Source organism: Citricoccus muralis, assembly GCF_003386075.1.
GTDB lineage: Bacteria > Actinomycetota > Actinomycetes > Actinomycetales > Micrococcaceae > Citricoccus > Citricoccus muralis.
Genome location: NZ_QREH01000001.1, coordinates 1,004,849 through 1,030,825 on the forward strand (window position 1 = coordinate 1,004,849; position 25,977 = coordinate 1,030,825).

Sequence of the window (25,977 nt, forward strand, 5' to 3'; positions counted from 1 at the left end):
CCATGACTCCCTTGAGCTCGAGCTACCGGGCCGCCCTGTCCACGGCAGCCAAGGACGCGCTGGTCAGACGGCGCCGACCGCAGCAGCTGCCGGGACGGACCGTGGTGGTCCACGACCACGAGATCAGTGCCGAGCTCGCCACCCGGTACGCCCGGATGTTCCACCGGAACGGTCCGGTGCTGGACCCGGCCGACCTGCCCTCGGTGCTGGTGCACGTCGCCTCCTTCCCGGCGGCCATGGAACTCATGGCGGATCCGGATTTCCCGCTGCCCCTGCTGGGCATGGTCCACCTCTGCAACCGTGTGGTCCACCATGCCCCGGTACCGGCTGGCACCCCGGTGGAGGTGGCCGCCTCGGTCACCCGCCTGAGCCCTCATCCGTCCGGGACCACCGTGGACCTGGTCGTCACCGTCCACGGGCCAGCGCGCGTTGGCAGCCCGGTCAGCGGCCCCACCGATGGCACCGGGGAGATGCAGCTGTTGTGGGAGGGCACGTCCACGTATCTGGCCGCCGGAGTCCACCTGCCAGCCCACGAGCGCCCGGCCAAGGCCAGCCACCCGCCATTCACGGCACCGCAGCTGACCGCGCAGTGGCGCCTGCCCGCGTCCACCGGCCGGGAGTATGCCGCCGTATCCGGGGACTTCAATCCGATCCACCTGAACCCGGTGACCGCGAAGCTCCTGGGGCAGAAGGGCATGATCGCCCACGGCATGTACCTGGCCGGGCGGATGCTCGCGGGCCGGGAACCGGCGGGTGCCGGCCACGAGTGGGAAATCTCCTTCGCCACTCCGGTGCTGCTCCCCGGAACGGTGTCCCTGGGCGTCGTCCACACAGATCGCCGTAACACTGAGCGCACAACTGAGGTCACAACCGAGGTCACGGCGTGGAACGGCCGCACCGGCAAGCCGCATTTCACCGGCTCGATCACGGTCCCGGGCTCAGGTTCGGGACAGAGGTCGGGGCAGGAGTAGGGGCGGAGTAGGGGCAGGAGCAGGAGCGCGGACCTACCGTTCGGCGGAGAGCACCTCGTACGCCTCTGACATGTGGGCCGCCATGGCCTCCCAGCCGAACGTCCGGGCCCGGCGCGCCGCCGCCTGGCCCATCCGCCGCCATGCGGGCAGGTCTGCCACGATGCGCTCCAGCTCCTGCGCCCAGGTCTCCGGGTCCAGGCCGTCCACCAGTCGGCCGGTCTCACCGTCCGCCACGGCGTAGGCGAGCCCTCCCACCCGGTGCGCCAGCACCGGGGTCCCGCAGGCCTGTGCCTCAAGGGCGACCAGACCGAAGGACTCCGAGAAACTCGGCACGACCACCACGTCCGCAGCCCGGTAGACCTCGGCCAACTCCTGCGCGGACACGGGACCGGAGTCCGTGCACTGGCCCTCCAGTCCGGCGGCATGGACCAGGGCGCGGAGGTCGAGTTTGTCCGCACCCGAGTGGGCACCGGTCAGGTGCAGCTGCACCGCTGGGACACCGGAGGCACGCCGGTTCACCAGGCCTGCGGCCCGGATGGCCACCTGCGGGCCCTTGTGCCCCTGGATACGCCCAGCGAACAGGACCTTGAGCCCTGCAGAGCGACCGGGCCAGTGGGCGCCGCCGTCGGGATGGAAGACGGAGGTGTCCACGCCCGGGGGGATCACCCTGATCCGGGCTGGATCGGCTCCGTAGTGGTCACTCAGCTCGTCCCGCTCGGCCGGGGTGTTGGCCACCAGCAGGTCGGCCGCTGCGGCGATCTGCTGCTCGGCGGCCTCCCGTTCCTCCGATTCGCTGGACCGCGCGTCCCGGGCATTCTTGACGGCCGCCATGGTGTGCATGGTGTGCACGATCGGGGCGTTCAGGTCTCCGGCCACTGCCAATCCGGCCAGTCCGGAGAGCCAATAGTGGGAATGCACCACCCAGCGGCAGTCGTCCCCATGGCATCCGCCCGCGGCCGTCAGGGCACCGGGAGCCGCGGCGGCGAAGTCGTCCACCCACCGCGGCAGCTCCTCCTTGGGGACGTCTGTGGCCGGGCCGGCAGGGACCGGGACCACCCGGGCGCGGGCCGCCCCCGGCACGGCGGGGACCGGCAGGTCCTGGACGCGCTGACCGGTCCGGTCGCGGCGGGTGAGGACCCAGACCGGATGTCCCGCCGCGGCCAGGGTGATCGCCAGCTGGCGGACGTAGACGTTCATGCCGCCGGCGTCGCCCTGACCCGGCTGTGCCAACGGTGAGGTGTGCAGGGACACCATCACCACGCCGAAGGGCCGCGTCACGGTGTGGGAATCCCGTTGTCGGGCTGCCGGTCTGAGGTCGGGCCAGAGTTCAGCTCGTGGTGCACCGCGTCCAGCAGTCGGGCGAATCCAGGGACTGCGTCCAGATCGTCGATGAGCACGGGCCGCCCGATTGCGTCCGCGAGTGGGATCTCCCAGTTCGGATACTCGTGCTGCTGGGTGCCCGGTTGGTTCTGGATGCGACGTTCGCCCACGGCGTCCACCAGCGCGATGCCGTGCAGCAGGGACGGTGCCTGGGCCAGGTACCGGTGCAGGGCCACCACAATGTCAGCCACCACGGCCGGATCGGCTGAGTCAGCCGCAGTGATTGAGGTGATCGGGGTGGTCGAGGTGAGGGAAGCGGCGGCATCGGCGGACAGGAAACCCGCTTCCACGACTGCTTGGAGGAACGCCCTGCGTTCGGCACCGGCCCGGTCCCGCTCTGCGTGGGGATCGCCGGCCACCAGGTCAAGGCGTTCGCGCAGGTCCAGGTGCGAGCCGGCCAGGTACCCGGCGGTCGGGGGCAGGTCATGGGTGTTGACGGAGGACAGGCACTGGACCCGGTAGTCCTGGGGCGGCCGGGGCCGGCCGTCCTCCTGCTCGAACCACAGGATCGACGTGCCCAACAGCCCTCGGTGCGCCAGATAGTCCTGGACCCACGGTTCGAAGGTGCCCAGGTCCTCACCCACGACGACGGCCCCCGCGCGTTCCGCCTCAAGGGCCAGGATGCCGATCATCGCCTCGTGATCGTAGGTGACGTACGCACCCTCGGTGGGGGACTGGCCCACCGGGATCCACCACAGCCGGAACAGTCCCAGGATGTGGTCGACTCGGATGCCGCCGGCATGGCGCAACATCGAGCGGAGCATGTCGCGGTACGCGCGGTAACCGGTCTCGGCCAGACGTTCGGGGTGCCACGGTGACTGGGACCAGTCCTGACCGCGTTGGTTGTACATGTCCGGTGGGGCGCCGACGGACATGGAAGCGACGAGCTGGTCCTGCAGCATCCAGGCGTCCGCGTTGTTGCGGTCCGCCCCGACGGCCAGGTCCTGCATCAGTCCCAGTCGCATGCCCGCCTCCCGGGCCGCTTGCTGAGCCGTGGCCAATTGGGTGTCACACAACCACTGCATCCAGCGGTGGAAGTCGATGTCCTCGGCCAGCTCGTGGCGATAGCGTTCGGCCAGGCGACCCCCCGGCGTGAACTCGGGATCCCGCCAGATCGGATCGGTGGCGTCGAAGACGCTGCGCAGGGCACACCACAGCGCGAAGTCCTCCAGACCCTGGCCCTCCAGCTCCCGGTAGGCGCGGTAGGCGCGCGCCCGTTCCGGCGTTGGGGTGACCTGATGGAGCCGGCGCAGGGCCGTCAGCTTGGCCGCGGTGGCGGCGTTGCGGTCCAGGGAGTCGGCGGTTGCGTTGTCCGCCTGGAGGGCCGCGGCCAGGCCGTCCACCTCTCGGCGAGCACGTGGGTCAAGGGCGGCGTACTCGGCGAGGTCCTCGATGCGCAGGTACATCGGGTTGGTGAACCGGCGGGTCGAGGGGGAGTACGGCGAGGAGACCACCGGCGGTTGTGGCGCGGTGGCATGCAGGGGGTTGGACAGGACGTAGTCGCCACCGTGCGCGGCGGTCTGGACCGCCAGTGCTGCCAGGTCCCGGAAGTCGCCCAGGCCCCAGGAAGTAGAGGACCGTGCCGAGTACAGCTGGACGGACAGCCCCCAGCCGCGCTGACGGCGGTAGCGGTCTGCGGTCGTGAGACGTTCCGGCGTCACGACGAGGGTGGCTTCGACCTCGTTGCCGTCTTCCACCCTGGCGCCCAACCGGTGCCATCCCACTGGCAGGTCCCGGGGAAGGCGGAAGGTGGCTTGCCCGATCAGCTCGCCGTCGATGTCCTGGGGTTCCGTGAAGTCCTCGAGTTGCTCGAGGGGACGGGTCTCTCCGGTCTCCAGCAACGCCTCCACCGTGACGGCGCTCCCGTGGGGGACGTGGACCTGTACCGAGGATCCCGATCCCGCGTGGGAGACCGTGGTGTGCGGCAGCATGCGGCGCCACGGAGCCAACCGCCGACGCTCCAGTGCCACCTCCAGCCCGGCCGTGCCGTCCGGTTCGACGGTGCAGCCCAGGGCCGCCAGCACCGTGGTGAGCGTGAGGTCGGAGACCGGGTGTTCGTGACCGTCGTGACCTCGGTAGGACGTCTGGATGCCATAGGCGTGGGCCAGCCGCTGGAGCAGGTCGCGGGCTTCGGTCATGGCTGGTGGGCCTCTTTCACGTGCGGGTGCGGCCGGGCCACCGGTTCCGGGGCCCGGTCCGATTATGGCAGGCCACCGCCAGGCGCGGTTCAGCCGCAGGCCAGGGCGGGAGGCAGACAGGCCAGCTGGCGTGCGGACAGCCCCGACCGGATGCGCCGGGCCTGGTCCGGGGTGTAGTCCGGGGCCGCCTCCGTCTTCATCGGTGTGCGCGAGGACCAGGTGAAGGTCACCGAGAAACGGTCCCGGGCAATCGGCGGAGTAGCCCGGTGGAGCAGACGGCAGTTGTCCGCCACCACGGCCGTCCACTTCACCCCAGTCGCCGCGGTCACGGCTCCTGCGGGGACCATGTCAGCCACCCGGGCATCATCCACGAATCCGGCCACGTAGTGCAGCTTCTCCACGGCGTACAGCGTCTCGGCCAGCGGAATGTAGGCGTACGGCCCGCCCTGGTCGTCGACGTCATTGAGCCACACCAGGATCTTCACGGTGCGCCGGTCCTCGGCGTCACGGTGCCATCGGCGCACGCCCACCGTCTGGCTATTGCCGACTTCGCGGCGCACGTCTGCCCCGTAGTAGCGGGCCGGCACGCCCAGGTAGTTCTCGACGATGTCCAGCATGCGGTCCTGCAGGCCCCACTGCCAGATGAACAGGTCGGCCAACAGGTCATCCGTGGAGGGTCGCAGCGTACTGGCACCGCCCGTCGGCAGGTTCGCCAAGGGGGCCACGAGGCGGTCCAGGGCGGGCTTGAGCGCGTCCGTGGTGGGGATCGCGAGATCGTCCAGGGGCCCGATGCGGACACCCTGCCGCTGCAGGGTGGAGACCAGACCGGCCTGGGCCAGGTCGAGAGGTGGCAGATGCGGCGCCCACTTGCGGCGGCGCTCCTCATGCATGCCGTCGGCGGCCCAGCGGACCGGCGTGACATTGGTCAGGATCTCCCGCTTGAGGCGGTTCGCGAACCGTCCCAAGGGGCCCGCTACGGTCTCGGATGTGATCATGAGACTGAGGTTACAAGCGCGGATCCGCGGTGACGACGGCAGTGGTGGCCGACGAGTAGTGGTGGGGTACCAGAGCGTCCGGTGGCGTCCCCTATCACGTAGGGACAGCAGGTGCCCAGACCCGTGGACCTGGAAGTACTGGAAGTCGTCGCCCCACGAAGGATCCAGGCCGACTTCCCTCAGAGGCACGGGTCGCGATGGTTCCCAGAAACTCGTCCCACGATGACAAAAACGGGGCTGGTTGTCACCAGCCCCGTTCTTGCTCGCCCTGAGGTGGGCGTTCGATGTGCGCGGAGGGGGACTTGAACCCCCACGCCCTTGCGGGCACAGCGACCTCAACGCTGCGCGTCTGCCAATTCCGCCACCCGCGCGCACAATCCGGTTCGCACCGGATTTCCGCTGCCTCGAAAGGCAGCGCTGACAATCCTAACACCGTTTTCGCGTGCCACCGTACACGGACCGGACACGGGCCGATCCACCTCGCTAGGGTGGCACCATGAGCGCCACCTCCAGCCACGACTTTACGGACGACGTCGTCCGCATCTGCCGAGACCTGATCCGGATCGACACCTCGAATTACGGGGGAAACGATTCCCGGGGAGAACGCGAGGCCGCCGAGTACTGCGCAGTCCTGATGCGGGATGCCGGCATGGAACCGACGGTCTACGAGTCATCCCCCGGACGGGCCAGCGTGGTGGGTCGCGTCGCGGGGTGGGACCCCCAGGCTCCCGCCCTGATCCTGCACGGCCACCTCGATGTGGTCCCCGCGGACGCCAGCGAGTGGTCAGTGGACCCGTTCTCGGCCGAGCTGAGGGACGGGATGATCTGGGGCCGGGGGGCCGTGGACATGAAGGGCATGGATGCCATGATCCTCGCGGTCCTGGGCCACCTGCACCGCACCGGACAGCAGCCGCGCCGAGATCTCATCGTCGCCTTCTTCGCGGACGAGGAGGCCGGCGGCGTCTACGGTGCCCGCTGGATGGTGGACCACCATCCCGAGGTCTTCGCCGGGGCCACGGAGGCCATCAGCGAGGTCGGCGGTTTCTCCACGGACATCCGCGGGCAACGCGCCTACCTGCTGCAGACCGCCGAGAAGGGCCTTGCCTGGCTCAACCTGACCGCCACGGGAGCACCGGGCCACGGCTCGTCCGTGCATCCTGACAATGCCGTGACCCGACTGTCCGGGGCCATCGAACGGATCGGAAACCACGCCTGGCCCCTGGACTACACGAAGACCACGCGCGCCCTGCTGGAGCAGGTCGCCGAGATCTGCGGGGTGGAGTTCGACGAGACGGACCCCACGCCCCAACTCGAGGCCCTCGGCACGGCCTCCCGGTTCGTCGGCTCCACGCTGCGCAACAGCACCAACCCCACGGGACTGACCGCCGGCTACAAGCACAACGTGATCCCGGGGAAGGCGCAGGCCACCGTGGACGTCCGCTTCCTGCCGGGGCAGGAGGATGAGGTCATGACCACCCTGCGTGACCTCGCCGGCGAGGGGGTGGACTTCAGTCATGAGCACCGGGACATCTCCCTGGAGGTCCCCTTCTCCGGCGCCCTCGTGGACCTCATGGTCGAGTCCATCCAGGCGGAGGATCCGGGCGCACCGGTGCTGCCGTTCATGATGTCCGGCGGCACGGACAACAAGTCCCTGTCCCAGCTCGGGATCGCCGGCTACGGCTTCGCCCCGCTGAAGCTCCCCGCCGACCTCGACTTCACCGGTCTGTTCCACGGCATCGACGAACGCGTCCCCGTCGAAGCCCTCGACTTCGGCTGCCGTGTGCTGCACCGGATGCTCGAACCCCGCTGAGCCGCCGCGGAGACTCTGCAGACACGCCGCTGAGATCACGCTGAGGCGGAACCGTCACCACCGAGCCGACCGGCCGCCCGAACCCCAGGAGGACCCCTGATGCCCACCCCGCAGAATTCCCAGCTGGCCGCCGTCGGGACCATCCTGACGGATGACCTCCTCGCCGGGATCCGCGACCGCGCCCCCGGATTCGACGAGGCGAACGCCTTCCCACAGCAGGACTTGGAGGTCCTGCGGGAGGCGGGCTACCTCGGGGCACTCGCCCCCACAGCGGCCGGCGGACTGGGCTGGGACGTCTCGACCGTCGTCACCGCCCAGAGGGTGCTGGCCATGCATGCACCGGCAACCGCGCTGGCCGTGAACATGCACCAGATCTGGAACGCCGTGGCCTACATCCTGGGGCGCCAGGGAGATGACTCCCTCGACTTCATCCATCGCGAGTCGGCAGCGGGGGAGGTCTTCGCCTTCGGCATCTCCGAGGCGGGCAATGACGCGGTCCTGTTCGACTCGGACACCGTGGCGGAGCCCCAGGGTGACGGCTCCTACCGGTTCACCGGGACCAAGATCTTCACCAGCCTGTCCCCGGTCTGGACCCGGCTCGGAATCTTCGGCAAGACGCCCGACGGCGGCCAGCTCGTCTTCGGCTTCCTCGACCGGTCCGCGGACGGTTGGGAGTCCGACGCCTCCTCCTGGGACATGCTGGGCATGCGGGCCACCCACTCTCACACCACCCGGCTCCAGGGCGCCCTCGTCCCCGCCGACCGGATCGTGAGGCACATCCCCACCGGGCCGAATGCCGACCCGCTCACGTTCGGGATCTTCGCCTCCTTCCTGACACTGGTCGCGGCCGTCTACACGGGGGTGGGGGACCGGGCCGTGGAACTGGCCACGCAGAACCTGGTCCGGAGGACGTCCAAGGTCACCGGGCAGGCACTGTCCCAGGATCCGGTGCTGCGGTACAAGACCGGAGAGGCCGCCCTGCGGCAGCTGGCCGTGGACACCCAATTGCGAGCGGTAGCCGCGGACATCGACGCCGGCGCGGACCTGGGTGCCGAGTGGTTCCCCCGACTCGTGGCGAACAAGACCACGGCCATCCGCACGGCCAAGGCCCAGGCGGACTTCGCACTCGAGGCCTCCGGGGGCGCCTCGTACCACCGCGGCAACGAGTTGTCCCGCATCTACCGCGATGTCATGGCCGGGGTGTTCCACCCCTCGGACGACGAGTCTGCGCACCAGACCCTGGCGAACCACCTGCTGGGGCCCATCCAGGATCCGGAGGCATAGCCTCAGGCCCGCACGGCCAGGGTCGACTGGACGCGGATGATCCGGCGGCGCAGCCAGTAGCGCCGGGCACCGCCGCGATAGAGGACCGTGCGCCGCAACTCCCACTTGCCGTACTCCGCATGTTCCACCACCCGACGCCGGGCCTCGGTCACCGAGTCCCGTGGGGCGACGGTCATCACCAGGTACTCCCAGTGGTCCCGCTGCTCCAGCGACTCCAGACCGCTGGTGATCTCCTGTTCGCGCATCCTTCTCCTTGGGGATCTGGCGGGACAACGGACCCGGGCTCCGTGGATCGTGGCCGCACTGCGGCCAGTATGTGACACGAGCGGGCCCGCTTCCGTGAAACCCTATGCCAGGCCGGGAAAAAACGGCTACCGTGGTGTCATGAGCATCGACCCGCGTGTGGCCCTTGAGGCCCTGGTTTCCGCATTCGAAGAACATCTGGCGGCCGCCACCGGCAAGCGTGACGATGACGATCCCGCAGTCGAATCGGCATTCTTCAACGTGGCCGACTCCTTCGAGGCCTACGAGGACGCCCTGTATGCCGCTACCGGTGAGTTCACCCCGCTGGACGTCTACGACGACGAGGATGACGAGGACGACGGCGACGACGAGAACGATCAAGACTCCGGCAGCTGACCGGTCTGGCAGTTGGAGGACGAGCAAACCTGCGAGCCGATCTACGACCACGGGATGATCTTCGTCCCGATCTTCCAGCGCGGGTGCGTCGCGGGGACGGGGTCCTCGAGCCTGTGACGTAGGGTTCTCTGATGTGAACTGGTTAGAAGCGATCATCCTGGGCTTGGTCCAGGGCTTGACGGAATTCCTTCCCATCTCGTCCTCGGCGCACCTGCGCATCGTCGGCGAGTTCCTGCCCGGAGCCGCTGATCCAGGGGCGGCGTTCACCGCCATCACCCAGATCGGCACGGAGCTCGCGGTCCTGATCTTCTTCTGGAAGGACATCGTCCGGATCATCTCGCGTTGGTTCGGCTCCCTGTTCGGCAAGGTCGAGCGCAACGACCCGGACGCCCGCATGGGCTGGCTGATCATCATCGGCTCGCTGCCCATCGCCGTGGCCGGGCTGCTCTTCGAGGACTACATCGACACGTCGTTCCGGTCCCTGTGGATCGTCGCCACGATGCTGATCGTCTTCGGCCTGCTGCTGGCGGTCGCCGACGCACTCGGGCGGCAGACCAAGCCCCTGGAGAAGCTCACGCTCAAGGACGGCATCCTGTTCGGGCTGGCCCAGATGATGGCCCTGATCCCCGGTGTCTCCCGCTCCGGCGGCACCATCACGATGGGCCTCGCCCTGGGCTTCACCCGTGAGGCCGCCGCCCGGTACGCCTTCCTGCTGGCCGTTCCGGCCGTCTTCGCGTCCGGCTTCTACAAGTTGTTCCAGGCCCTGGGAGAGCCCGGCGCCTCCGCCGCCTACGGCATGGGCGAGACCCTGGTCGCCACCCTCGTCGCCTTCGTGGTCGGCTATGTCGTCATCGGCTGGCTCATGAAGTTCATCTCAACCCACTCGTTCAGGCCCTTCGTCTGGTACCGCATCGGACTCGGCCTGCTTCTCTACATCCTGCTCGGCTTCGGAGTGATCAACGCCTGATGGAATCCTGGAACACCCCCCTCCCGGCTCGCCTGCCCGTCCAACCGGACCGGCTCAAGATCCATGACACCTCCTCCCAGGCGGAACGCCATCCGGGCAACCTGGCCGAGGCGTCCCTGTACGTCTGCGGGATCACGCCCTACGACGCGACCCACCTCGGCCACGCGAACACCTACGTGACGTTCGACCTGCTCAACCGCTACTGGCGCGCCTGTGGCCTGCCGGTCACCTACGTGCAGAACGTCACCGACGTTGACGATCCGCTGCTGGAACGGGCCACCGCCACCGGTGTGGACTGGCGGGACCTGGCCGCAGACCAGACCGAGCTGTTCCGCTCGGACATGGAGGCCCTCAACGTCCTGGCGCCGGACCACTATGTCGGCGCCACCGAGACCGTGGACTGGGTAGTCCAGTCCGTCGAGGCCCTCGTGGACAACGGCACCGCCTACTCCGTTCCAGGCGTGGACGGCGGACCCGACGGCGACATCTACTTCTCGATCGACGCCGCCGAGGAGGCCACGGACTGGACCCTCGGCAGCATCGGCCGACTCGGATCCGAGGAGATGTCCACGGTCTTCCCGGACCGCGGGGGTGACCCGGAGCGGCCGGGCAAACGCCACCCGCTGGATCCATTGCTGTGGCGGGTGGCCCGCCCCGGCGAACCGACGTGGGACGGCCGCTCCCTGGGCGTCGGCCGGCCGGGTTGGCACATCGAGTGCTCTGCCATTGCCCGGCGTCTGCTTCCGGCTCCCTTCACCGTCCAGGGCGGGGGCTCGGACCTGCGCTTCCCGCACCACGAGTTCAGTGCGGCCCACGCCACGGCCGCCGACGGGCAGCCCCTGGCCGGTACGTTCGTCCATGCCGGGATGGTCGGCTACGAGGGCGAGAAGATGTCCAAGTCCCTGGGCAACCTCGTCCTGGTCTCCCGATTGCGCCAGCAGGGTGTGGAGGCGGTGGCCATCCGGGCCGCGCTGCTCGCCAACCACTACCGTGCCGATTGGGAGTGGACCCCAGAGCTGTTGCGGCAGTCGATGGACCGAGTTGCCCGGTGGCGCCAGGCCCTCGGCCTCGAGACGGCCGAGGACGGTTCCGCCGTGCTGGCCGCCGCCCACCGCGCGCTGTCCCACGACCTGGATGCTCCGGCCGCGCTGGCCGAGCTGGACCGCTGGGCCGAACGGGCCATGGCTCGAGATACCGTGGATCCGGCCACCGTGGCGCACTCCTCGGACCTCTCGGCCCCAGATGTCCGGACAGTGGCCAGCGGCCTCCTCGGCTTGATGCTCTGAGCCGGCCCGACCCTCTGAACCGGCCGACGCCCTGAATCAACGTGGTGACCTGACGGGATCCGCCGTAGGGGACAGGTTGAGGTCCGGCTAGTCCCGGCCGCGCCGGCGCAGGTACCGCTCGAACTCCTGGGCGATGGCCTCGCCAGAGGCCTCGGGCAATTCCTCGGTGTCCCGCGCGCGCTCCAGCTGTTCCACGTAGGCGGCGACATCGGGGTCCTCTCCGGCGAGTTCGTTCACGCCGCGTTCCCAGGCCTCGGCGTCCTCGACCAGCGGCGTGAGGTCCAGGCTGACCTGGACGAGGTCCTCGATCCGGCGCAACAGGGCCAGTTCCGCCTTGGGGGAGGGAGCCTGGGAGACATAGTGGGGGACCGTGGCCCACACGGACACCGTCGGCAGCCCCGCCCGGGCGGCCGTGTCCGTCACCACGCCCACGATCCCGGTCGGCCCCTCATACGTCGGCCGTTGTGCGCCTAAGGCCTCACGGAGCTCCGGATCTGCGCTGGAGGGCCTGGCCGGCAGTGGCCGGGTGTGCGGAACGTCGGCCAGCAGCGCCCCCAGCATGATCACGGCGTCCACGTTCTGTTCTGCGGCATGGGTCAGCAATTCGGCCGTGAAGGCCTGCCATCGGTAACTGGGCTCGGCCCCGGACACCAGGATGACGTCCAGGCCTTTCAGATCGGTCGCCCGGAACATGCGCGTCTGCGGCCAGGACAACGTGCCGAGCCCATCGGCGTCGCGCACCACCGTGGGACGGGTGAACTGGTAGTCGTAGTAGTCGCCGTCCGTCAGGGAGCCGGCCGCGGCCGCACCCCATTGGCGGCGCAGCAGATCGATCGCGCTGGTAGCCGCCTCGCCGGCGTCGTTCCAGCCCTCGAAGGCCGCGACCATGACCACTGGCCGGCGTCCGGAGACCATTCCGGCCAGATGGTCGCGCAGTCCCGACTGCCGGGCTGGTGTTCCGTCCATCTCTGCCATGATGGCCACCCTAGACCCGTGTGAACATGGGGTGCCAGACGTGTGCCGGACGTGAGCCGGACGTGAAGTGTCCGGCCCGACCCTCGTCAAGAGCCCGTCCGTGCGCCACTAGACTGGCAGGCATGCCCATCCGATCCTCCGCAGGCGCTCCGCGTCCCCAGGACCGCCAGTCGACCCCGTTGCCCGAGCACGGTCCCGCCGCGGAGGCGGTGCCCGCAGCAGTCTTCTGGGACATGGACGGCACCCTCGTGGACACCGAACCGCTGTGGAACGAGAGCCAGCGTGCCCTCGTGGAGGCCGCCGGTGGGCGGTGGACCACCGAGTTGGCGCACGGGCTGGTGGGCCAGGCACTGGACCACGGCGCCCGCCTGCTCCAGGAGGCCGGGGTCACGCTCAGCGTGGGGAAGATCATCGAGCACACCATGACGGACGTGGCCAACGGCGTGCGCCGATCAGTGCCGTGGCGCCCGGGTGCCCGGGAACTGCTCACCTCGTTGCGGGATGCCGCCGTACCCTGTGCCCTCGTCACCATGTCCCACCTCCCGCTGGCCGCCGTGATCGCCGAGTCCGTCCCCACCGGTTCATTCGAATTCCTCGTCACGGGGGACATGGTCCTGCGGGGCAAGCCGGACCCGGAGCCCTATGTCACGGCACTGGACGTCATGGCGCGCCGCCACGAGAGCCTGAACCGGAGCGGCTGCGTCGCGGTCGAGGACTCGATGCCCGGATTGCTGTCCGCGGCCGGCGCTGGCCTGGCCGTCGTGGCGGTCCCGCACGTCCTCGCCCTGCCCGATGACCCACGGTGGGAGAAGTGGACCACCCTCGCCGGCCGCACCCCCCGCGACCTCGCCGCGGTGGCGACGCGGATGTCGGCGGCCCCGTGAGCGGCGACGCCCTCGAGCCCGTTTCCGACCGCCGCGGGAAGCTCCGCCTCGGCTCACTGATCGGGGTTCCGGTCTACCTGTCCTGGAGTTGGACGCTCATCGCCCTGTTCGTGGTGGTGCTGTTCGGGCCTCAGGTCCAACGGCTGTTCCCCGAACTGGGGATCGGTGCCTATGGGATCGCCTTCCTCTACGCCGTGCTCCTGTTGCTCTCGGTCCTGGTCCACGAGCTGGCCCATGCCGCCAGCGCGAAGGCATTCGGCTGGCCCACCACGGAGATCGTCCTCAACCTGTGGGGCGGCCACACCCAGTTCGGCAGTTTCCAGGCCACGCCGGGCCGCTCCCTCGTCACGGCGCTGGCCGGGCCAGCCGCCAACGTGCTGCTGGCCCTCGGGGGCCAACTGCTCATGGTCACGTGGGCCCCTGACGGCGTCGGGAGTCTGCTGCTCGGCATCTTCACCTACGCGAACTGGCTGGTGGCGGTCTTCAACGCTCTCCCGGGCCTTCCGCTGGACGGTGGCCGCATCGTCGAATCAGCCGTGTGGGCGGCCACGGGGGATCAGGACAAGGGGACCATCGCCGCAGGCTGGGCCGGACGGATCATCGTGCTGGCCCTGGTGGTCGGAGTGGTGGTGGTGCCCCTGGTGCAAGGGCGGCCGGCCGACATCCCGCTGATCGTCATCCTGGTGATGGTCGGCTATTTCCTCTGGACCGGTGCCACCGAGTCCATCCGCGGCGCCCAGCTCCGGCTGCGGGTCCCGGGCCTGACCGCCGCCCAGCTCATGCATCCGGCCATCGGCCTGCTCAACACCGCCACCGTGGCCGACGTCCGGGACCGACCCTCGGGCACGCTCGCGGTGCTCGTGGCCCCCACCGGTCAGCCGGAGGCCATCGTGGACGAGACCGCTCTGGCGCGCGTCCAGGGCCGGGACGCCTCGTCCGTCCTGGCTGCGGCCACGGCCCGGGCTCTGGCCCGCGGAGCCGTGGTCCGCGCCACCGATGCCGGCCGCCCCCTGGTGGACCGGCTCGCCGCAGTGGACGGCGCAGAATACGCTGTCTTGGCGCCCGACGGCACCGTCTGCGGCGTGCTCCGCCAACCCGATGTGGTCCAGTGGCTCACCACGGGCCGCCGTCGCTGACCCTGACCACCCACCAGAAGGACCACCGCCGCATGACCGACTTCCCCAGCCCCGCCGGCGTCAATGAACGCCGTGGCCCCCTGCGTCCCGGCCAGCGGGTCCAGCTCAAGGACGCCAAGGGTCGCCTGAACACCATCACCCTCACGGAGGGCGGGCAGTTCCACAGCTACCAGGGCGTCCTGCACCATGACGACCTGATCGGCGGCCCGGACGGCGTGGTGGCGAGGAACTCGGCTGGTCACGAATATCAGGTCCTGCGCCCGCTGATCAGCGACTTCGTCCTGTCCATGCCGCGCGGGGCCACCGTCGTCTACCCCAAGGACTCCGGTCAGATCGTGCAGATGGCGGACATCTTCCCCGGTGCGCGGGTGGTGGAGGCCGGCGTCGGCTCCGGTGGCCTGTCCATCTCCCTGCTGCGCGCGGTGGGGGACGCGGGGGAACTGCACTCCTACGAACGCCGCGAGGAGTTCGCGGACGTGGCCCGCGCCAACGTCCAGACCTTCTTCGGCGGGGAGCACCCGGCCTGGCAGATCCACCTCGGCGACGCGCAGGAGGAAATGACCGCGGTCCATGAACCCGGTTCCGTCGACCGCGTGGTGCTGGACATGCTGGCACCCTGGGAATGCCTGGACGCGGTCGCGACGGTGCTGGCGCCGGGCGGGGTGTGGATCAACTACGTCGCCACCGCCACCCAGCTCTCCCGCGTGGCCGAGGCGATCCGTGAGGACGGACGGTTCACCCAGACCGAGGCCTCGGAGACCATGGTCCGCGGCTGGCACCTCGACGGCCTGGCCGTGCGGCCCGATCACCGCATGGTCGCCCACACCGGTTTCCTGCTGGTCTGCCGCCGCCTTGCCACCGGCCAGGAGGCCCTGGCGCTGAAGAAACGCTCCAAGGTCTCCGAGTTCAAGGCCGTGGACGTGGAGGCCTGGCAACCGGCGGACGAGTCGCGTTGGACCCCGCAGGCCCTGGGCGAACGCCCCGTGACGGACAAGAAGGCGCGCAAGGCGGCCCGCGAGGCGGCGTCCATGGAGCAGAAGGGCGCGCGACGCCACCTCGCGGACACGGATCCCGAAGAGGGCCCGGCCGTGGCAGCGGATCCGGTCGACCCGGCAGACCTCTGACCGACGGACCGTCCACCGGCCGGAGCCTCGTTACGCCACCAGCCAAGCGCACCACAGCGTTTGCCGACAGGCTTAGGATGGATAGGTAAGGCTGACCTCAGGCATTCCCCGATCCGGTTGGCCGGAAAGGTATCCGTGAGCGATCCCACCACCACCGGAACCACACCGATGGAGTCCGGCCTGACGCACCAGCTGGATGCGGCGAAGCGTCGCGCCACCACCCTCGTGGAGAAGAACCGGACGCTCGAGTACCAGTTGCAGACCGCCGCCCGGAACAACCGCCGCATGGTCGACCTGCTGGAGGAGACCCGGGACGAGATCACCACGCTCAAGGCGGCCCTGGAGCTGGACGGGGAGGCGCCCTTCGCTTTCGCCACGGTCCTGGAGGTCCATCCGGCCCGCGAGCCCGTCGAGGGCGTCGAGATCGCGGCGACGGTGCAGGGTGGCGTGGACGTCATCCACAACGGCCGCCGGATGCGGGTGACCGCATCCCCCCTGTTGGAGCCCGCCCGGATCACTCCCGGCTCCGACGTGCTGCTGAACGAGTCCCTGACCATCGTGTCCGTGCTCGAGGCCGAACGGGCCGGGGAGCTGGTCCGGGTGAAGGAGACCTTGGACGACGGCCTGCTGGTCGTCGTCGGGCGCGGGGACGAGGAACGCGTGGTGCGCCGGTCGCACCGCCTCTCGGGTCAGCGCATCCGCGTCGGGGATGCCGTCACCTATGACTCGCGGACCGGCCAGGCCCTCGATGTGGTCCCCCTGAACGAGGTCCAGGACGTGGTCCTCGAGGAACTCCCGGATGTCAGCTACGAGGACATCGGAGGCCTGCGGGACCAGATCGAACAGATCCGCGACTCCATCGAGATGCCCTTCCTGCACCCGGGTCTGTACCGAGAGCACGGACTCAAGGCCCCCAAGGGCATCCTGCTCTACGGGCCCCCCGGCACCGGCAAGACCCTGATCGCCAAGGCGGTGGCCTCTTCCCTGGCCGCCCGCTCCACCGAGGAGCGACGCTCGTACTTCCTCAACATCAAAGGTCCCGAGCTGCTGAACAAGTACGTGGGGGAGACGGAGCGGCACATCCGCACCATCTTCGCCCGCGCCCGCGAGAAGGCCTCGGATGGCTACCCGGTCGTGGTGTTCTTCGATGAGATGGAGTCGTTGTTCCGCACTCGCGGCTCCGGCGTCTCCTCGGACGTGGAGACCACGATCGTTCCCCAGCTGCTGGCCGAGATCGATGGCGTGGAACGGCTGGACAACGTCATCGTCATCGGTGCCTCGAACCGCGAGGACATGATCGATCCGGCGATCCTCCGCCCGGGCCGCCTGGACGTGAAGATCCGCGTCTCCCGGCCGGATGCTGAGGGCGCCGCAGACATCTTCGGCAAGTACCTCACCACCGCCCTGCCGCTGCACGCCGCCGAGCTGGAGCGTCATGGCAGCCGGGCGGACACCGTCGCGGCGATGATCGCCGCCGTCACCGACCACCTGTTCACCCGCGGGCCGGAGACCGAGTACCTCGAGGTCACCTACGTGGACGGCACCACACGGACGCTGTACTTCGCCGATTTCACCTCCGGCGCCGTCATCGCGAACATCGTGGACCGGGCCAAGAAGCAGGCCATCAAGGACTACCTGTCCGCCGGTTCCGCCGAGGAGGCCAAGGGGCTGCGCACCGAGCACCTGGTGCAGGCGGTCCGGGAGGAGTTCACCGAGCAGGAGGACCTCCCGAACAACGCGTCCCCCGAGGAGTGGGCCCGGGTCTCCGGTCACCGCGGCGGAAGAGTCGCCGGGATCCGCATGCTGATCCGCCATAGTTCCCCGGACTCCGCCAGCTCCCACGCCACCCCGACCTCCACCGAACACACCGGCACCTCCGGCACCCCTGGCATCTCAGGGAACCCCGGCACGACGACGGCGAGCCCCTCCCAGCAGGAGTCACGGTGACGCACGTGCCCCCATCTCCTGACCGAGCGGCCGGCGCCGGGCCCGTGGTGGCGGACCGGCACGGGCTGGTCCCGTCCGAGGCCGTGCTTCCGGCCGGACGCGACACCGCCGGGTGGGGAGTCCACCGGGTGATGGGGCTGGAGACCGAGTACGGCGTCCACGCCCCCGCCAACCCCGGTGCGGGGCATTCGGTGCTCTCCGTGGAGGTGGTCAACGCCTATGCGGACCTCGTGACCTCCCGGGGCGGGACCGTGGCGGGCACGGAATGGGACTACGGGGAGGAATCCCCGCTCGTGGACGCCCGCGGCTGGCAGCTGCCCCGCTCGGCTGCCCATCCCACGCAGTTGACGGATCAGCCACTGATGGGCGAGGACGGCAGTCCCATGCACCTGCTGACGAACCTGGTCCTGCCCAACGGGGCCCGCCTCTACGTGGACCATGCCCATCCCGAATACTCCTCACCCGAGACCACGAACCCGTTGGATGCCATGGTGTGGGACCAGGCGGGTGACCTGGTGGCGCTGGCCGCCTCGCAGCGCATCGCAGCGGCACCGGGAGAGCCCCAGGTGCTGCTGTACAAGAACAACACGGACAACAAGTCGGTGTCCTACGGCGCCCACGAGAACTACCTGGTGACCCGCAGCCTGGACTTCGATGAGCTGACACAGCGCCTGGTGCCGTTCTTCACGGCCCGGCAGGTGATCTGCGGGGCCGGTCGCGTCGGGCTTGGTGTCACGGGGTCGGGCCCCGGGTTCCAGATCAGTCAGCGGGCCGACTTCTTCGAGGAGCAGGTCGGCCTGGAGACCACGGTGCGGCGGCCCATCGTGAACACGAGAGACGAGCCACATGCCGACGCCGACCGGTACCGCCGGCTGCACGTGATCATCGGGGACGCCAACCTCTCGCAGTATGCGACCTGGCTGCGTTGCGGCATGACCGCCCTCGTGCTCTCCATGATCGAGCTCGGCACCGCGCCGGAGGTGGAGCTCATGGACCCCGTGGCGGCCCTGCAGCGGATCAGCCACGATCCCACCCTGCAGGCCACCGTCCCCCTGGCGCGTCCCCTGGAGGGCGCCGGCCCGGGCGGCCGCCGTGATGCCACCGGACTGGAGATCCTGCGGGTCTATCTCGAGGCCGCCGAGCGGCACGTCCACCATTTCGGTATGGGTGACGAGGCCACGCTGGACGTGCTGAACGCCTGGCGGGAGTCCGTCGAGACCCTCGGGACCGATCCGGCTGCCATGGCCGACCGGCTGGACTGGGTGGCCAAGTACCAGCTGTTGTCCGGGTACCGGCAGCGCCACGGCCTGGACTGGGGCGATCCCCGCCTCGGCATGATGGACCTCCAGTATGCGGACCTGCGCCCGGACAAGGGGCTCTACCAGGCCCTGCTGCGACGTGGCTCGCTCCGCCGACTGGTGCCGGACGAGAGGATTCGCGACGCCGTCGGCTCGCCTCCGCGGGACACCCGGGCCTGGGCACGCGGCCGGACGGTGGACGTGTTCGGACGTCACGTGGTCGGGGCCAGCTGGGATACCCTCCTGGTGCGCGAGGACGGCGAGGGCCCCCTCTACCGCTTCCATCAGCGTGAGCCGCTGGCCGGCTCGGCAGAACAGCTGTCAGGGGTGTTCGAGGAGCCGGCGGCGGAGGGCTCCTACGAGCGGCTGCTCGAGGCCCTGGCCCGGGTGCAGGCCGGCCCGCCACGGCATCACGGACACCTCTGAATCCTCTCACCGACACACACCACCATCACCACCCTCACCACCCTCACCACCCTCACCACCCTCAGGAGCGACCATGTCACAGCAGTACGGCTCATCCTTCGAACGCGAGGAAGACTCCGCCAACGGTCCTGACGCGGATCCCACGCCGGCACCCACGGGCACCGCGGGCCAGACCAGCACCGCGGACCTGGACAGTCTGCTCGACGAGATCGACTCGGTTCTCGAGACGAACGCCGAGGAGTTCGTCAAGGGCTTCGTCCAGAAGGGCGGCCAGTAGCCCGCATGGACCGTAGGATCATGGGCGTCGAGACCGAATTCGGCGTGCACTACTCCCATCCGGGATCACGGCCGCTGACGCCCGAGGAGGTCGCCCGGTACCTGTTCCGTCCCGTGGTCGAGTGGGGCCGCTCCTCCAACGTGTTCGTCACCAACGGCTCCCGGCTGTACCTGGACGTGGGTTCCCACCCGGAGTACGCCACGGCGGAGTGCTCCACCCTGGACGAGCTCGTGGCGGTGGACAAGGCCGGCGAGCGGGTCATGCAGGAACTGATCGATGAGGCCACCGGGCACATGAGGGCCGACGGCTTCACCGGGACCATCTATCTGTACAAGAACAACGCGGACTCCGCGGGCAACTCCTACGGTTCCCATGAGAACTACCTGCTGAACCGCCGGACCGAGTTTCGCCGACTGTCCGAGGCACTGATCCCCTTCCTGATCTCCCGGCAACTGGTCTCGGGGGCGGGCAAGGCCATCGGCACCCGCTCCGGGGCCGGCGACGGAGGGCTGCACGGGGCTGACGGAACGGCGGGGGGAACGCCCGGAACCCCGGAACCCCACTTCGCCTTCTCCCAACGAGCCGACCACGTGATGGAGGGCATCTCCTCTGCCACCACCCGCTCCCGTCCCATCATCAACACGCGAGACGAGCCCCACGCGGACGCCGCCGAGTACCGCCGCCTCCACGTGATCGTGGGGGACTCGAACATGTCCGAGACCACCCAGCTGGTCCGGTTCGGGGCCACCGACCTGCTGCTGCGCATGATCGAGGCCGGAACGCCCCTGGGTGACCACCAGCTGGCCAACCCCATCCGGGCCATCCGGCAGGTGTCCCACGACCTCACCGGAACCGCGCAGCTCGAACTGCGCAACGGTGGGCACCGTTCGGCCCTGCAGCTGCAGCGGCACTACCTGGAGCAGGCCACCGCCTTCGTGCGGGACCACGGACCCCACCATGATCGGGTGCCGGCCGTGCTTGATCTGTGGGAACGCACCTTGGACGCCGTGGAGAGCGGGGACTATTCCCGGATCGACACCGAGATCGACTGGGCCATCAAGCACCGGTTCTTGTCCCGGTACGCCGCGAAGAACTCCCTGGACTGGGATGCGCCACGGATCGCCCAACTCGACCTGTCCTACCATGACATCACGCCCCAACGGGGCCTGTTCTCGCTGCTGCAGTCGCGCGGAGCCGCCGCGCGGTTCCTGGACGATGCCGCCATCGAGGACGCGGTGGACAACCCACCGCCGTCCACCCGCGCTACCCTGCGGGGCCGGTTCATCCGTGCTGCGCGGGACGCGGGTCAGACCTACTCGGTCGATTGGACCCACCTGAAGCTCAATGATCGACCGCTCCAGGCCATCAGCATCAAGGACCCGTTCCAGACCGAGTCCGATCGACTCGATGCGCTCATCGGTCACCTGCGCCACGCGGCTGGCGAGGAGTCCGACCCATCCAGCGTCCATCCAGTCTGACGTGACAGACTGAGAGGGCCGGGTGACGGCCCGGCCTGGGTGTCACCCCGCCGCCCTCCTCGCCCCGGGGCCGGCACCGTCCCGTACTACCGAAGGATCCCATGTCCCGCACCGTGTCCCGATCGCGCCGGTCCCGCGCCGCCGCGCCCCTGTCCCTCTCCCTGGTCGGAGCCCTCCTGTTGGCCGGCTGTGCCGCCCCAGAGCCACGTGGCGCCGGTGACATCGAGGCCCTGGAGCCCGTGTCCATGGAGGTCAACGAGGACGGTGCCCCCGAGGTCACGGTGGACGGTGAGATCCAGGCCGAGGAGGTCTCCTCCCGCGTACTGAAGGACGGCGACGGCGCGGACGTCAATGACGGCGACATCGCCCTGGTGCAGACCGCCATCGTGGATCCGGCCTCCGGCGAGGTCACCGCCGAGAACTTCACTCAGGGCTCCGAGGCCGTGTTCCTCAGCGACACGCTGAAAGAGGGCAATGACGTCCTGTACAACATGCTCGACCAGAACAAGGTCGGCGCGCAGATCTCCTTCTACATGCCCGGAGCTCAGATGGGCCAGGGGGCCCCGGACCAACTGATGGTCTTCCAGATCTCCGACGTCCGACCGGCGCGCGCCGAGGGTGGATCCGTGGAGGTCACGGACGAGGCGCTCCCCGAGGTCACCCTGAACGAGGACTCCGGCGAACCCACCATCGCCGCGCCCGAGGGCGATGCCCCGACCGACCTCGTCGTGCAGCCGCTCATCGAGGGCGACGGCGAGGAGGTCGGTGAGGGTGACCACGTCACCGTCCAGTACAAGGGCGTGAAGTGGTCCGACGGCGAGGAGTTCGACTCCTCATGGTCGCGCGGTGAACCTGCAGGATTCCCACTCAGTGGCGTCGTCGCCGGTTGGTCCGAAGGACTGCAGGGCCAGAAGGTCGGCTCCCAGGTGCTTCTAGTCGTCCCGCCGGAGATGGGCTACGGCGAAGAGGGCACCGAGGGAATCGGCCCCAATGAGACCCTGGTGTTCGTGGTGGACATCCTGCACACCATGGCCCCGGCCCAGCCCACCGAGGCACCGGAGTCGACCGAGCCGGCCCCCTCAGAATCGGCCCCGGCAGAGTCGGCCCCCGCGGAGTCAGCGTCCCCCGAGTCTGAGTAGTCTGGGACAGACCACAGAACTCAGCTGAATGCTCTGAGCCCCACCTTCTGGAAGGAAGAAACCCATGTCCTTCGGACAGCGCAATTATGACCGCACCCGCCCGGAGATCGAGTTCCCCGGTGACAATCCGCCGGAAGAGCTGGTCATCGAGGACATCGCCGAGGGCTCCGGCCAGGCCGTGGAGGCCGGCGACCGGGTCTCCTGCCACTACCTCGGGGTGGCCTGGTCCACCGGTACCGAGTTCGACGCCTCGTGGAACCGCGGCCAGCCGCTGGACTTCCAGGTCGGTGTAGGCCAGGTCATCAAGGGCTGGGACGACGGCCTGCTGGGCATGAAGCTCGGCGGCCGGCGCCGTCTCGAGATCCCGCCGCACCTGGCCTACGGGGACAGCGGCGCCGGCGGCGAGATCGGCCCGGGCGAGACCCTGATCTTCGTGGTGGACCTCGTCGGGATCAACTGAACCCACCGTGTCCGCCGCATCGCCTGCGCGCTCCACGGAGCGCATCGTCTCCTTGCTGTGGGTGCTCTTGGCGAGCGGCCGCCGCGGGGTCACCCGCGAGTACCTGGTCACCTCCGTGGACGCCTACGCGCTGTCCCCGTCCGCGGCGGCGTTCGAGAAGATGTTCACCCGTGACAAGGAGGTCCTGAAGGGCATCGGCGTGCCGTTGGAGTCCTTCACGGTCCAGGACGAGTCCGGCTTCGAGTCCTCGGAGCCGGGCGGGGAGACCCGCTACCGGATCGACGAGGACCGGATGTACCTGCCGGCCGTCCCGTTCACCAACGGGGAGCGACTGGCCCTGATGCGGGCGGAATCCGCCTGGGCCGGTTCGGAGACCGGCCATGCCGTGGTCCGGGCCCTCGGCCGGGTGGACGCGGGGGAGGACTGGCTCGAGGCCAGGTCGGGCTCCGACCATGAGGCCTTCGGGGTGCGCCTGGCGGGAGCGGACCGCTACCTGACGGAACTGGGGGACATGGTCCGCGACCAGTCGGTCGTGCGCTTCAGCTACCGGACCGTGAATGCCGAGCGCGCTGAGGACCGGACCGTGCGGGCCTGGGCGCTGACCAATCCGACGGGCGTCTGGTACCTCGTCGGCTGGGATCTCGACCGACAACAGCAACGTACCTTCCGCCTGACCCGGTTCGAGTCCGAACCCCGGGTGGCTGCGGCCGGTCCCGGCCATGACCGCGCCCCGCGCCGGCCCGCCGACTTCGACGTCCAGGCGGTCCACGACGTGGTCTCCGGGCAGCGCCAGTCGGCGTCCACCGTGCTGCACCTGGCCACCGGCCGGGCCGTCCACCTGCGCATCGGTGCCGACCCCACAGAGAACTCCACCACGGTGCCGGAGGGCTGGGACGAGGTCCGGGTGACCTACACCCGTCCGGCGGAACTGGCCGGGAGCATCGCCGCGGCGGGACCCCTGGCCAGGGTTCCGGACGTCGAGGACCCGCTGCGGGCCGCCGTCGTGACGTTGTTCGAGGGCGCCCTGGCCGCCCATGTGGCGGCACGGCCGGACTACACGCTCAGCACGCCGAAGCGGCGCCGCAACCGCAGGAGCGACCGGGACAAGGTCGCCGCCGTGGTGGACGCCATCGGGCTGGCGAATCAGCGGGACGGGATCAGCCGCGCCGAGCTGGCCGAGCGGCTCCACGTCGGCGATCGTGAGCTCACCGCCATCCTGGACGAGCTCTGGTTCTGCGGCATGCCCGAACGGCAGTTCGCCGGACAACAGTTCGAGGTCCTGGAGCAGGAGGGCCGGATCCACATCACCCAGGCCGAACGGCTCTCCGGCCCGCTTCGCCTCAGCGTTCCGGAGGCCGCCGCCCTGGCCATCGGCCTCCGTGCGGCCGCGGGCATCCCGGGACTCACGGACATCGAACGGCAGGACACTGCGTCGGCGCTGGACAAGATCCTGGCCGTGTCCGGTCCCGAGGTGGAGCAGGCGGGTACCGGCATCGTGGCCGGATTCGACTTCGGTCCCTTCACCGAGCTGGCCGGCCAGTTGCACGCCGCCGTCCGCGAACAGACCCTGCTCTCGATCGACTACCACTCCGCGACCAAGGACGAGACCTCTACCCGCGCCGTGGAACCGCTGCGCATCACCAGCGAGGGCGGCCACGGTTACCTGCAAGCCTGGTGCAGTTCGAGCGACGGCCGGCGAAACTTCCGGCTCGACAGGATCGCCGCCGTCCGCGAGACCGGGGAGACCTTCGACCCCCGTCACCTGCCCGTGGACGACCGTCTGTTCACCCAGCACGGTGATGAAGCCGCCGTGACGATCCACTTCGCCCACCGCATCCGTGACCTGGCCGCCGGATTCGATCCGGAGAGGACCGCCGTCCTGGAGGACGGCTCGGTGATCGCGGAAGTCAGGCTCGCCCACGCTGACTATGCCCACGCCCAGGCAGCCCGCTTCGGCGGGGAGTTCCGGGTGCTGGCCCCCCAGGAGCTCGTCGAATCCACCGTCGACTGGCTCCAGCGCGCCCGGACCGGATACGTCACCGGGAATTCACCGTCACCGGATGTCTCCACGGGCACCGGACCTGCGGCGTGACGTAAACTCGACAACGTTCAATCGAAAGGACGCTCCCCATGGCTGGACTTCAGGGATGGCAACTCGTCATCATCATCGCCATCGTGCTGTTGCTGTTTGCGGCCCCCAAGCTGCCCGCGATGGCCCGCAACCTCGGCCAGTCGATGCGGATCTTCAAGTCCGAGGTCAAGCAGATGAAGGACGACGGCACCGGCAAGAAGGACACCTCAGACTCCGCGGACGGTCAGGACCCCGAGGGCTCAGACGCCGTCGAGGGCCGCATCGTCAACGGTGACGCCGACGGCACGCGGAACGGTCGGAAGACCGGCACCAACGACCAGCAGTAGCAGCAGGTCACCGCCTCCATGACGTCTGCTCCCAAGGCGGCCCGGACGAAGCGCACCAAGGTCACCCGGGCCGCGCGCAAGAACAACCCCGCGGGGGAGATGGCCCTCAAGGACCACCTCAAGGAACTGCGCAACCGCCTCATCATCGCCGGCATCGGCCTGACTCTGGGCGCGATCGTCGGGTTCATCATCTACCAGCCCTTCTTCTCGGCACTGATCGACCCGGTGCACCGGCTCTCCGACGAGGGCCGCATCGTCACGGTGTCCTTCAGTGCCGTGGGGCAGCCGTTCGACATCATGCTGCAGGTCGCCCTGTTCGTGGGGCTGGTCATCTCAAGCCCCATCTGGCTGTACCAGGTCTGGGCCTTCGTGGTGCCGGGGCTGAAGAAGAAGGAGAAGCGCTACGCCCTGGGGTTCATCGGGGCCGCCGTCCCGCTGTTCGTCCTGGGCGTCGTGCTGGGCTGGCTCGTGCTGCCGGAGGCAGTCCAATTCTTCGTGGGGCTGTCCCCGGAGGGCACGGCCAACGTGATCTCGGCGGACGTCTACATCCCCTTCGTGTTGAGGTTGTTCCTGGCCTTCGGCTTCGCCCTCGTGCTGCCCGTGGTGCTCGTCGGCCTGAACATGATCGGCGTCCTCCCCGGTAAGCAGATCATCAAACACTGGCGGATCACCGTCTTCCTGATCGCGCTCATCGCCGCCCTGGCCGCACCGGGATCTGACGCCATCACGATGTTCTACCTGGCGATGCCGCTCATCCTGCTCTTCGGCGTCGCCATCGTCATCTGCCTGGTCAATGACAAGCGGCGGGCCAAGCGTGCCGCGAAGGCCGAGCAGGACAACGAGGAGTACCTCACCACGGGCCCGAGGCCTCTCGACGAGCTGTAGGCCCCGGCGTTCCCTCGGCTCTGCCGGTCCGGTCGGCGGCAGGGCCCGGCCATGTCCTAG

The 25,977-nt window shown here is 69.3% G+C and carries 23 protein-coding genes and 1 tRNA gene; 18 read left to right on the plus strand and 6 right to left on the minus strand.

Annotation, left to right across the window (positions count from 1 at the left end; all coding sequences use genetic code 11):
* Nucleotides 1-2 precede the first annotated feature (2 nt).
* The gene (locus C8E99_RS04395) at nucleotides 3-971 is read left to right on the plus strand and encodes a MaoC/PaaZ C-terminal domain-containing protein (protein ID WP_170144523.1); all 969 of its coding nucleotides are present in this window, start codon (nucleotides 3-5) and stop codon (nucleotides 969-971) included.
* A 33-nt stretch (nucleotides 972-1,004) separates the two neighbouring features.
* Here C8E99_RS04395 and C8E99_RS04400 read toward each other — a convergent pair whose 3' ends face one another.
* From C8E99_RS04400 to C8E99_RS04415, 4 genes are all read right to left on the minus strand, one after another.
* On the minus strand, nucleotides 1,005-2,249 hold the full coding sequence (locus C8E99_RS04400; protein ID WP_245952084.1) for a glycosyltransferase: 1,245 nt from the start codon (nucleotides 2,247-2,249) through the stop codon (nucleotides 1,005-1,007).
* On the minus strand, nucleotides 2,246-4,489 hold the full coding sequence (malQ, locus tag C8E99_RS04405; protein ID WP_115931272.1) for a 4-alpha-glucanotransferase: 2,244 nt from the start codon (nucleotides 4,487-4,489) through the stop codon (nucleotides 2,246-2,248). Before malQ ends, C8E99_RS04400 begins: the two co-directional genes overlap by 4 nt.
* Before the next feature lie 89 nt (nucleotides 4,490-4,578).
* The gene (locus C8E99_RS04410) at nucleotides 4,579-5,484 is read right to left on the minus strand and encodes a phytanoyl-CoA dioxygenase family protein (protein ID WP_115931273.1); all 906 of its coding nucleotides are present in this window, start codon (nucleotides 5,482-5,484) and stop codon (nucleotides 4,579-4,581) included.
* A 287-nt stretch (nucleotides 5,485-5,771) separates the two neighbouring features.
* Nucleotides 5,772-5,855 (minus strand) — tRNA-Leu (locus tag C8E99_RS04415).
* 125 nt (nucleotides 5,856-5,980) lie between these two features.
* Here C8E99_RS04415 and C8E99_RS04420 point away from each other — a divergent pair.
* Nucleotides 5,981-7,294 (plus strand): M20/M25/M40 family metallo-hydrolase, encoded by a 1,314-nt coding sequence (locus C8E99_RS04420; protein WP_115931274.1) that lies wholly within the window; start codon nucleotides 5,981-5,983, stop codon nucleotides 7,292-7,294.
* 99 nt (nucleotides 7,295-7,393) lie between these two features.
* A complete protein-coding gene (locus C8E99_RS04425; protein WP_115931275.1) occupies nucleotides 7,394-8,578 on the plus strand; it encodes an acyl-CoA dehydrogenase family protein in 1,185 nt (394 codons plus the stop codon).
* A gap of 2 nt (nucleotides 8,579-8,580) precedes the next feature.
* Here the strand turns inward: C8E99_RS04425 and C8E99_RS04430 are convergent, their stop codons facing one another.
* Nucleotides 8,581-8,823, minus strand: coding sequence for a DUF5703 family protein (locus C8E99_RS04430; RefSeq protein ID WP_115931276.1), 243 nt, complete (start codon nucleotides 8,821-8,823; stop codon nucleotides 8,581-8,583).
* Between the two features lie 139 nt (nucleotides 8,824-8,962).
* Between C8E99_RS04430 and C8E99_RS04435 the strand changes: the two genes are divergently transcribed.
* From C8E99_RS04435 to mshC, 3 genes are all read left to right on the plus strand, one after another.
* Nucleotides 8,963-9,217: a hypothetical protein gene (locus C8E99_RS04435; protein WP_115931277.1), complete on the plus strand. Its 255-nt coding sequence runs from the start codon at nucleotides 8,963-8,965 to the stop codon at nucleotides 9,215-9,217.
* 133 nt (nucleotides 9,218-9,350) lie between these two features.
* On the plus strand, nucleotides 9,351-10,184 hold the full coding sequence (locus C8E99_RS04440; RefSeq protein ID WP_115931278.1) for an undecaprenyl-diphosphate phosphatase: 834 nt from the start codon (nucleotides 9,351-9,353) through the stop codon (nucleotides 10,182-10,184).
* On the plus strand, nucleotides 10,184-11,470 hold the full coding sequence (mshC, locus tag C8E99_RS04445; RefSeq protein WP_115931279.1) for a cysteine--1-D-myo-inosityl 2-amino-2-deoxy-alpha-D-glucopyranoside ligase: 1,287 nt from the start codon (nucleotides 10,184-10,186) through the stop codon (nucleotides 11,468-11,470). Before C8E99_RS04440 ends, mshC begins: the two co-directional genes overlap by 1 nt.
* An 87-nt stretch (nucleotides 11,471-11,557) precedes the next feature.
* Here mshC and C8E99_RS04450 read toward each other — a convergent pair whose 3' ends face one another.
* On the minus strand, nucleotides 11,558-12,445 hold the full coding sequence (locus C8E99_RS04450; protein WP_115933216.1) for a PAC2 family protein: 888 nt from the start codon (nucleotides 12,443-12,445) through the stop codon (nucleotides 11,558-11,560).
* A 122-nt stretch (nucleotides 12,446-12,567) separates the two neighbouring features.
* On the opposite strand from C8E99_RS04450, the gene C8E99_RS04455 reads away from it, so the two are divergent.
* The 12 genes from C8E99_RS04455 to tatC all read left to right on the plus strand — a co-directional run bounded on the left by C8E99_RS04455 (nucleotide 12,568) and on the right by tatC (nucleotide 25,917).
* Complete coding sequence (locus C8E99_RS04455) at nucleotides 12,568-13,329, plus strand: HAD family hydrolase (RefSeq protein WP_211308982.1); 762 nt, start codon at nucleotides 12,568-12,570, stop codon at nucleotides 13,327-13,329.
* On the plus strand, nucleotides 13,326-14,465 hold the full coding sequence (locus C8E99_RS04460; protein WP_115931280.1) for a site-2 protease family protein: 1,140 nt from the start codon (nucleotides 13,326-13,328) through the stop codon (nucleotides 14,463-14,465). Before C8E99_RS04455 ends, C8E99_RS04460 begins: the two co-directional genes overlap by 4 nt.
* A gap of 32 nt (nucleotides 14,466-14,497) precedes the next feature.
* Complete coding sequence (locus C8E99_RS04465) at nucleotides 14,498-15,589, plus strand: tRNA (adenine-N1)-methyltransferase (RefSeq protein ID WP_245952085.1); 1,092 nt, start codon at nucleotides 14,498-14,500, stop codon at nucleotides 15,587-15,589.
* Between the two features lie 168 nt (nucleotides 15,590-15,757).
* Complete coding sequence (gene arc, locus C8E99_RS04470; RefSeq protein ID WP_115933218.1) at nucleotides 15,758-17,536, plus strand: proteasome ATPase; 1,779 nt, start codon at nucleotides 15,758-15,760, stop codon at nucleotides 17,534-17,536.
* Nucleotides 17,537-17,667: 131 nt separating this feature from the next.
* The gene (gene dop / locus C8E99_RS04475; protein ID WP_115933219.1) at nucleotides 17,668-19,260 is read left to right on the plus strand and encodes a depupylase/deamidase Dop; all 1,593 of its coding nucleotides are present in this window, start codon (nucleotides 17,668-17,670) and stop codon (nucleotides 19,258-19,260) included.
* 73 nt (nucleotides 19,261-19,333) lie between these two features.
* A complete protein-coding gene (locus C8E99_RS04480; protein ID WP_115931281.1) occupies nucleotides 19,334-19,537 on the plus strand; it encodes a ubiquitin-like protein Pup in 204 nt (67 codons plus the stop codon).
* 5 nt (nucleotides 19,538-19,542) lie between these two features.
* Entirely contained in the window at nucleotides 19,543-21,015 is a 1,473-nt protein-coding gene (gene pafA, locus C8E99_RS04485; protein ID WP_115931282.1) for a Pup--protein ligase, read from the plus strand.
* A gap of 101 nt (nucleotides 21,016-21,116) precedes the next feature.
* Nucleotides 21,117-22,154 (plus strand): FKBP-type peptidyl-prolyl cis-trans isomerase, encoded by a 1,038-nt coding sequence (locus C8E99_RS04490; protein ID WP_115931283.1) that lies wholly within the window; start codon nucleotides 21,117-21,119, stop codon nucleotides 22,152-22,154.
* 64 nt (nucleotides 22,155-22,218) lie between these two features.
* On the plus strand, nucleotides 22,219-22,614 hold the full coding sequence (locus C8E99_RS04495; RefSeq protein ID WP_115931284.1) for an FKBP-type peptidyl-prolyl cis-trans isomerase: 396 nt from the start codon (nucleotides 22,219-22,221) through the stop codon (nucleotides 22,612-22,614).
* A gap of 7 nt (nucleotides 22,615-22,621) precedes the next feature.
* Entirely contained in the window at nucleotides 22,622-24,706 is a 2,085-nt protein-coding gene (locus tag C8E99_RS04500; protein ID WP_115931285.1) for a helix-turn-helix transcriptional regulator, read from the plus strand.
* A gap of 38 nt (nucleotides 24,707-24,744) precedes the next feature.
* Nucleotides 24,745-25,032, plus strand: coding sequence for a Sec-independent protein translocase subunit TatA (gene tatA, locus C8E99_RS04505; RefSeq protein WP_115931286.1), 288 nt, complete (start codon nucleotides 24,745-24,747; stop codon nucleotides 25,030-25,032).
* A gap of 18 nt (nucleotides 25,033-25,050) precedes the next feature.
* Nucleotides 25,051-25,917 carry a twin-arginine translocase subunit TatC gene (gene tatC, locus C8E99_RS04510; protein ID WP_342767556.1) on the plus strand — a complete coding sequence of 289 codons (867 nt, stop codon included), beginning with the start codon at nucleotides 25,051-25,053 and terminating at the stop codon, nucleotides 25,915-25,917.
* Nucleotides 25,918-25,977: the final 60 nt, after the last annotated feature.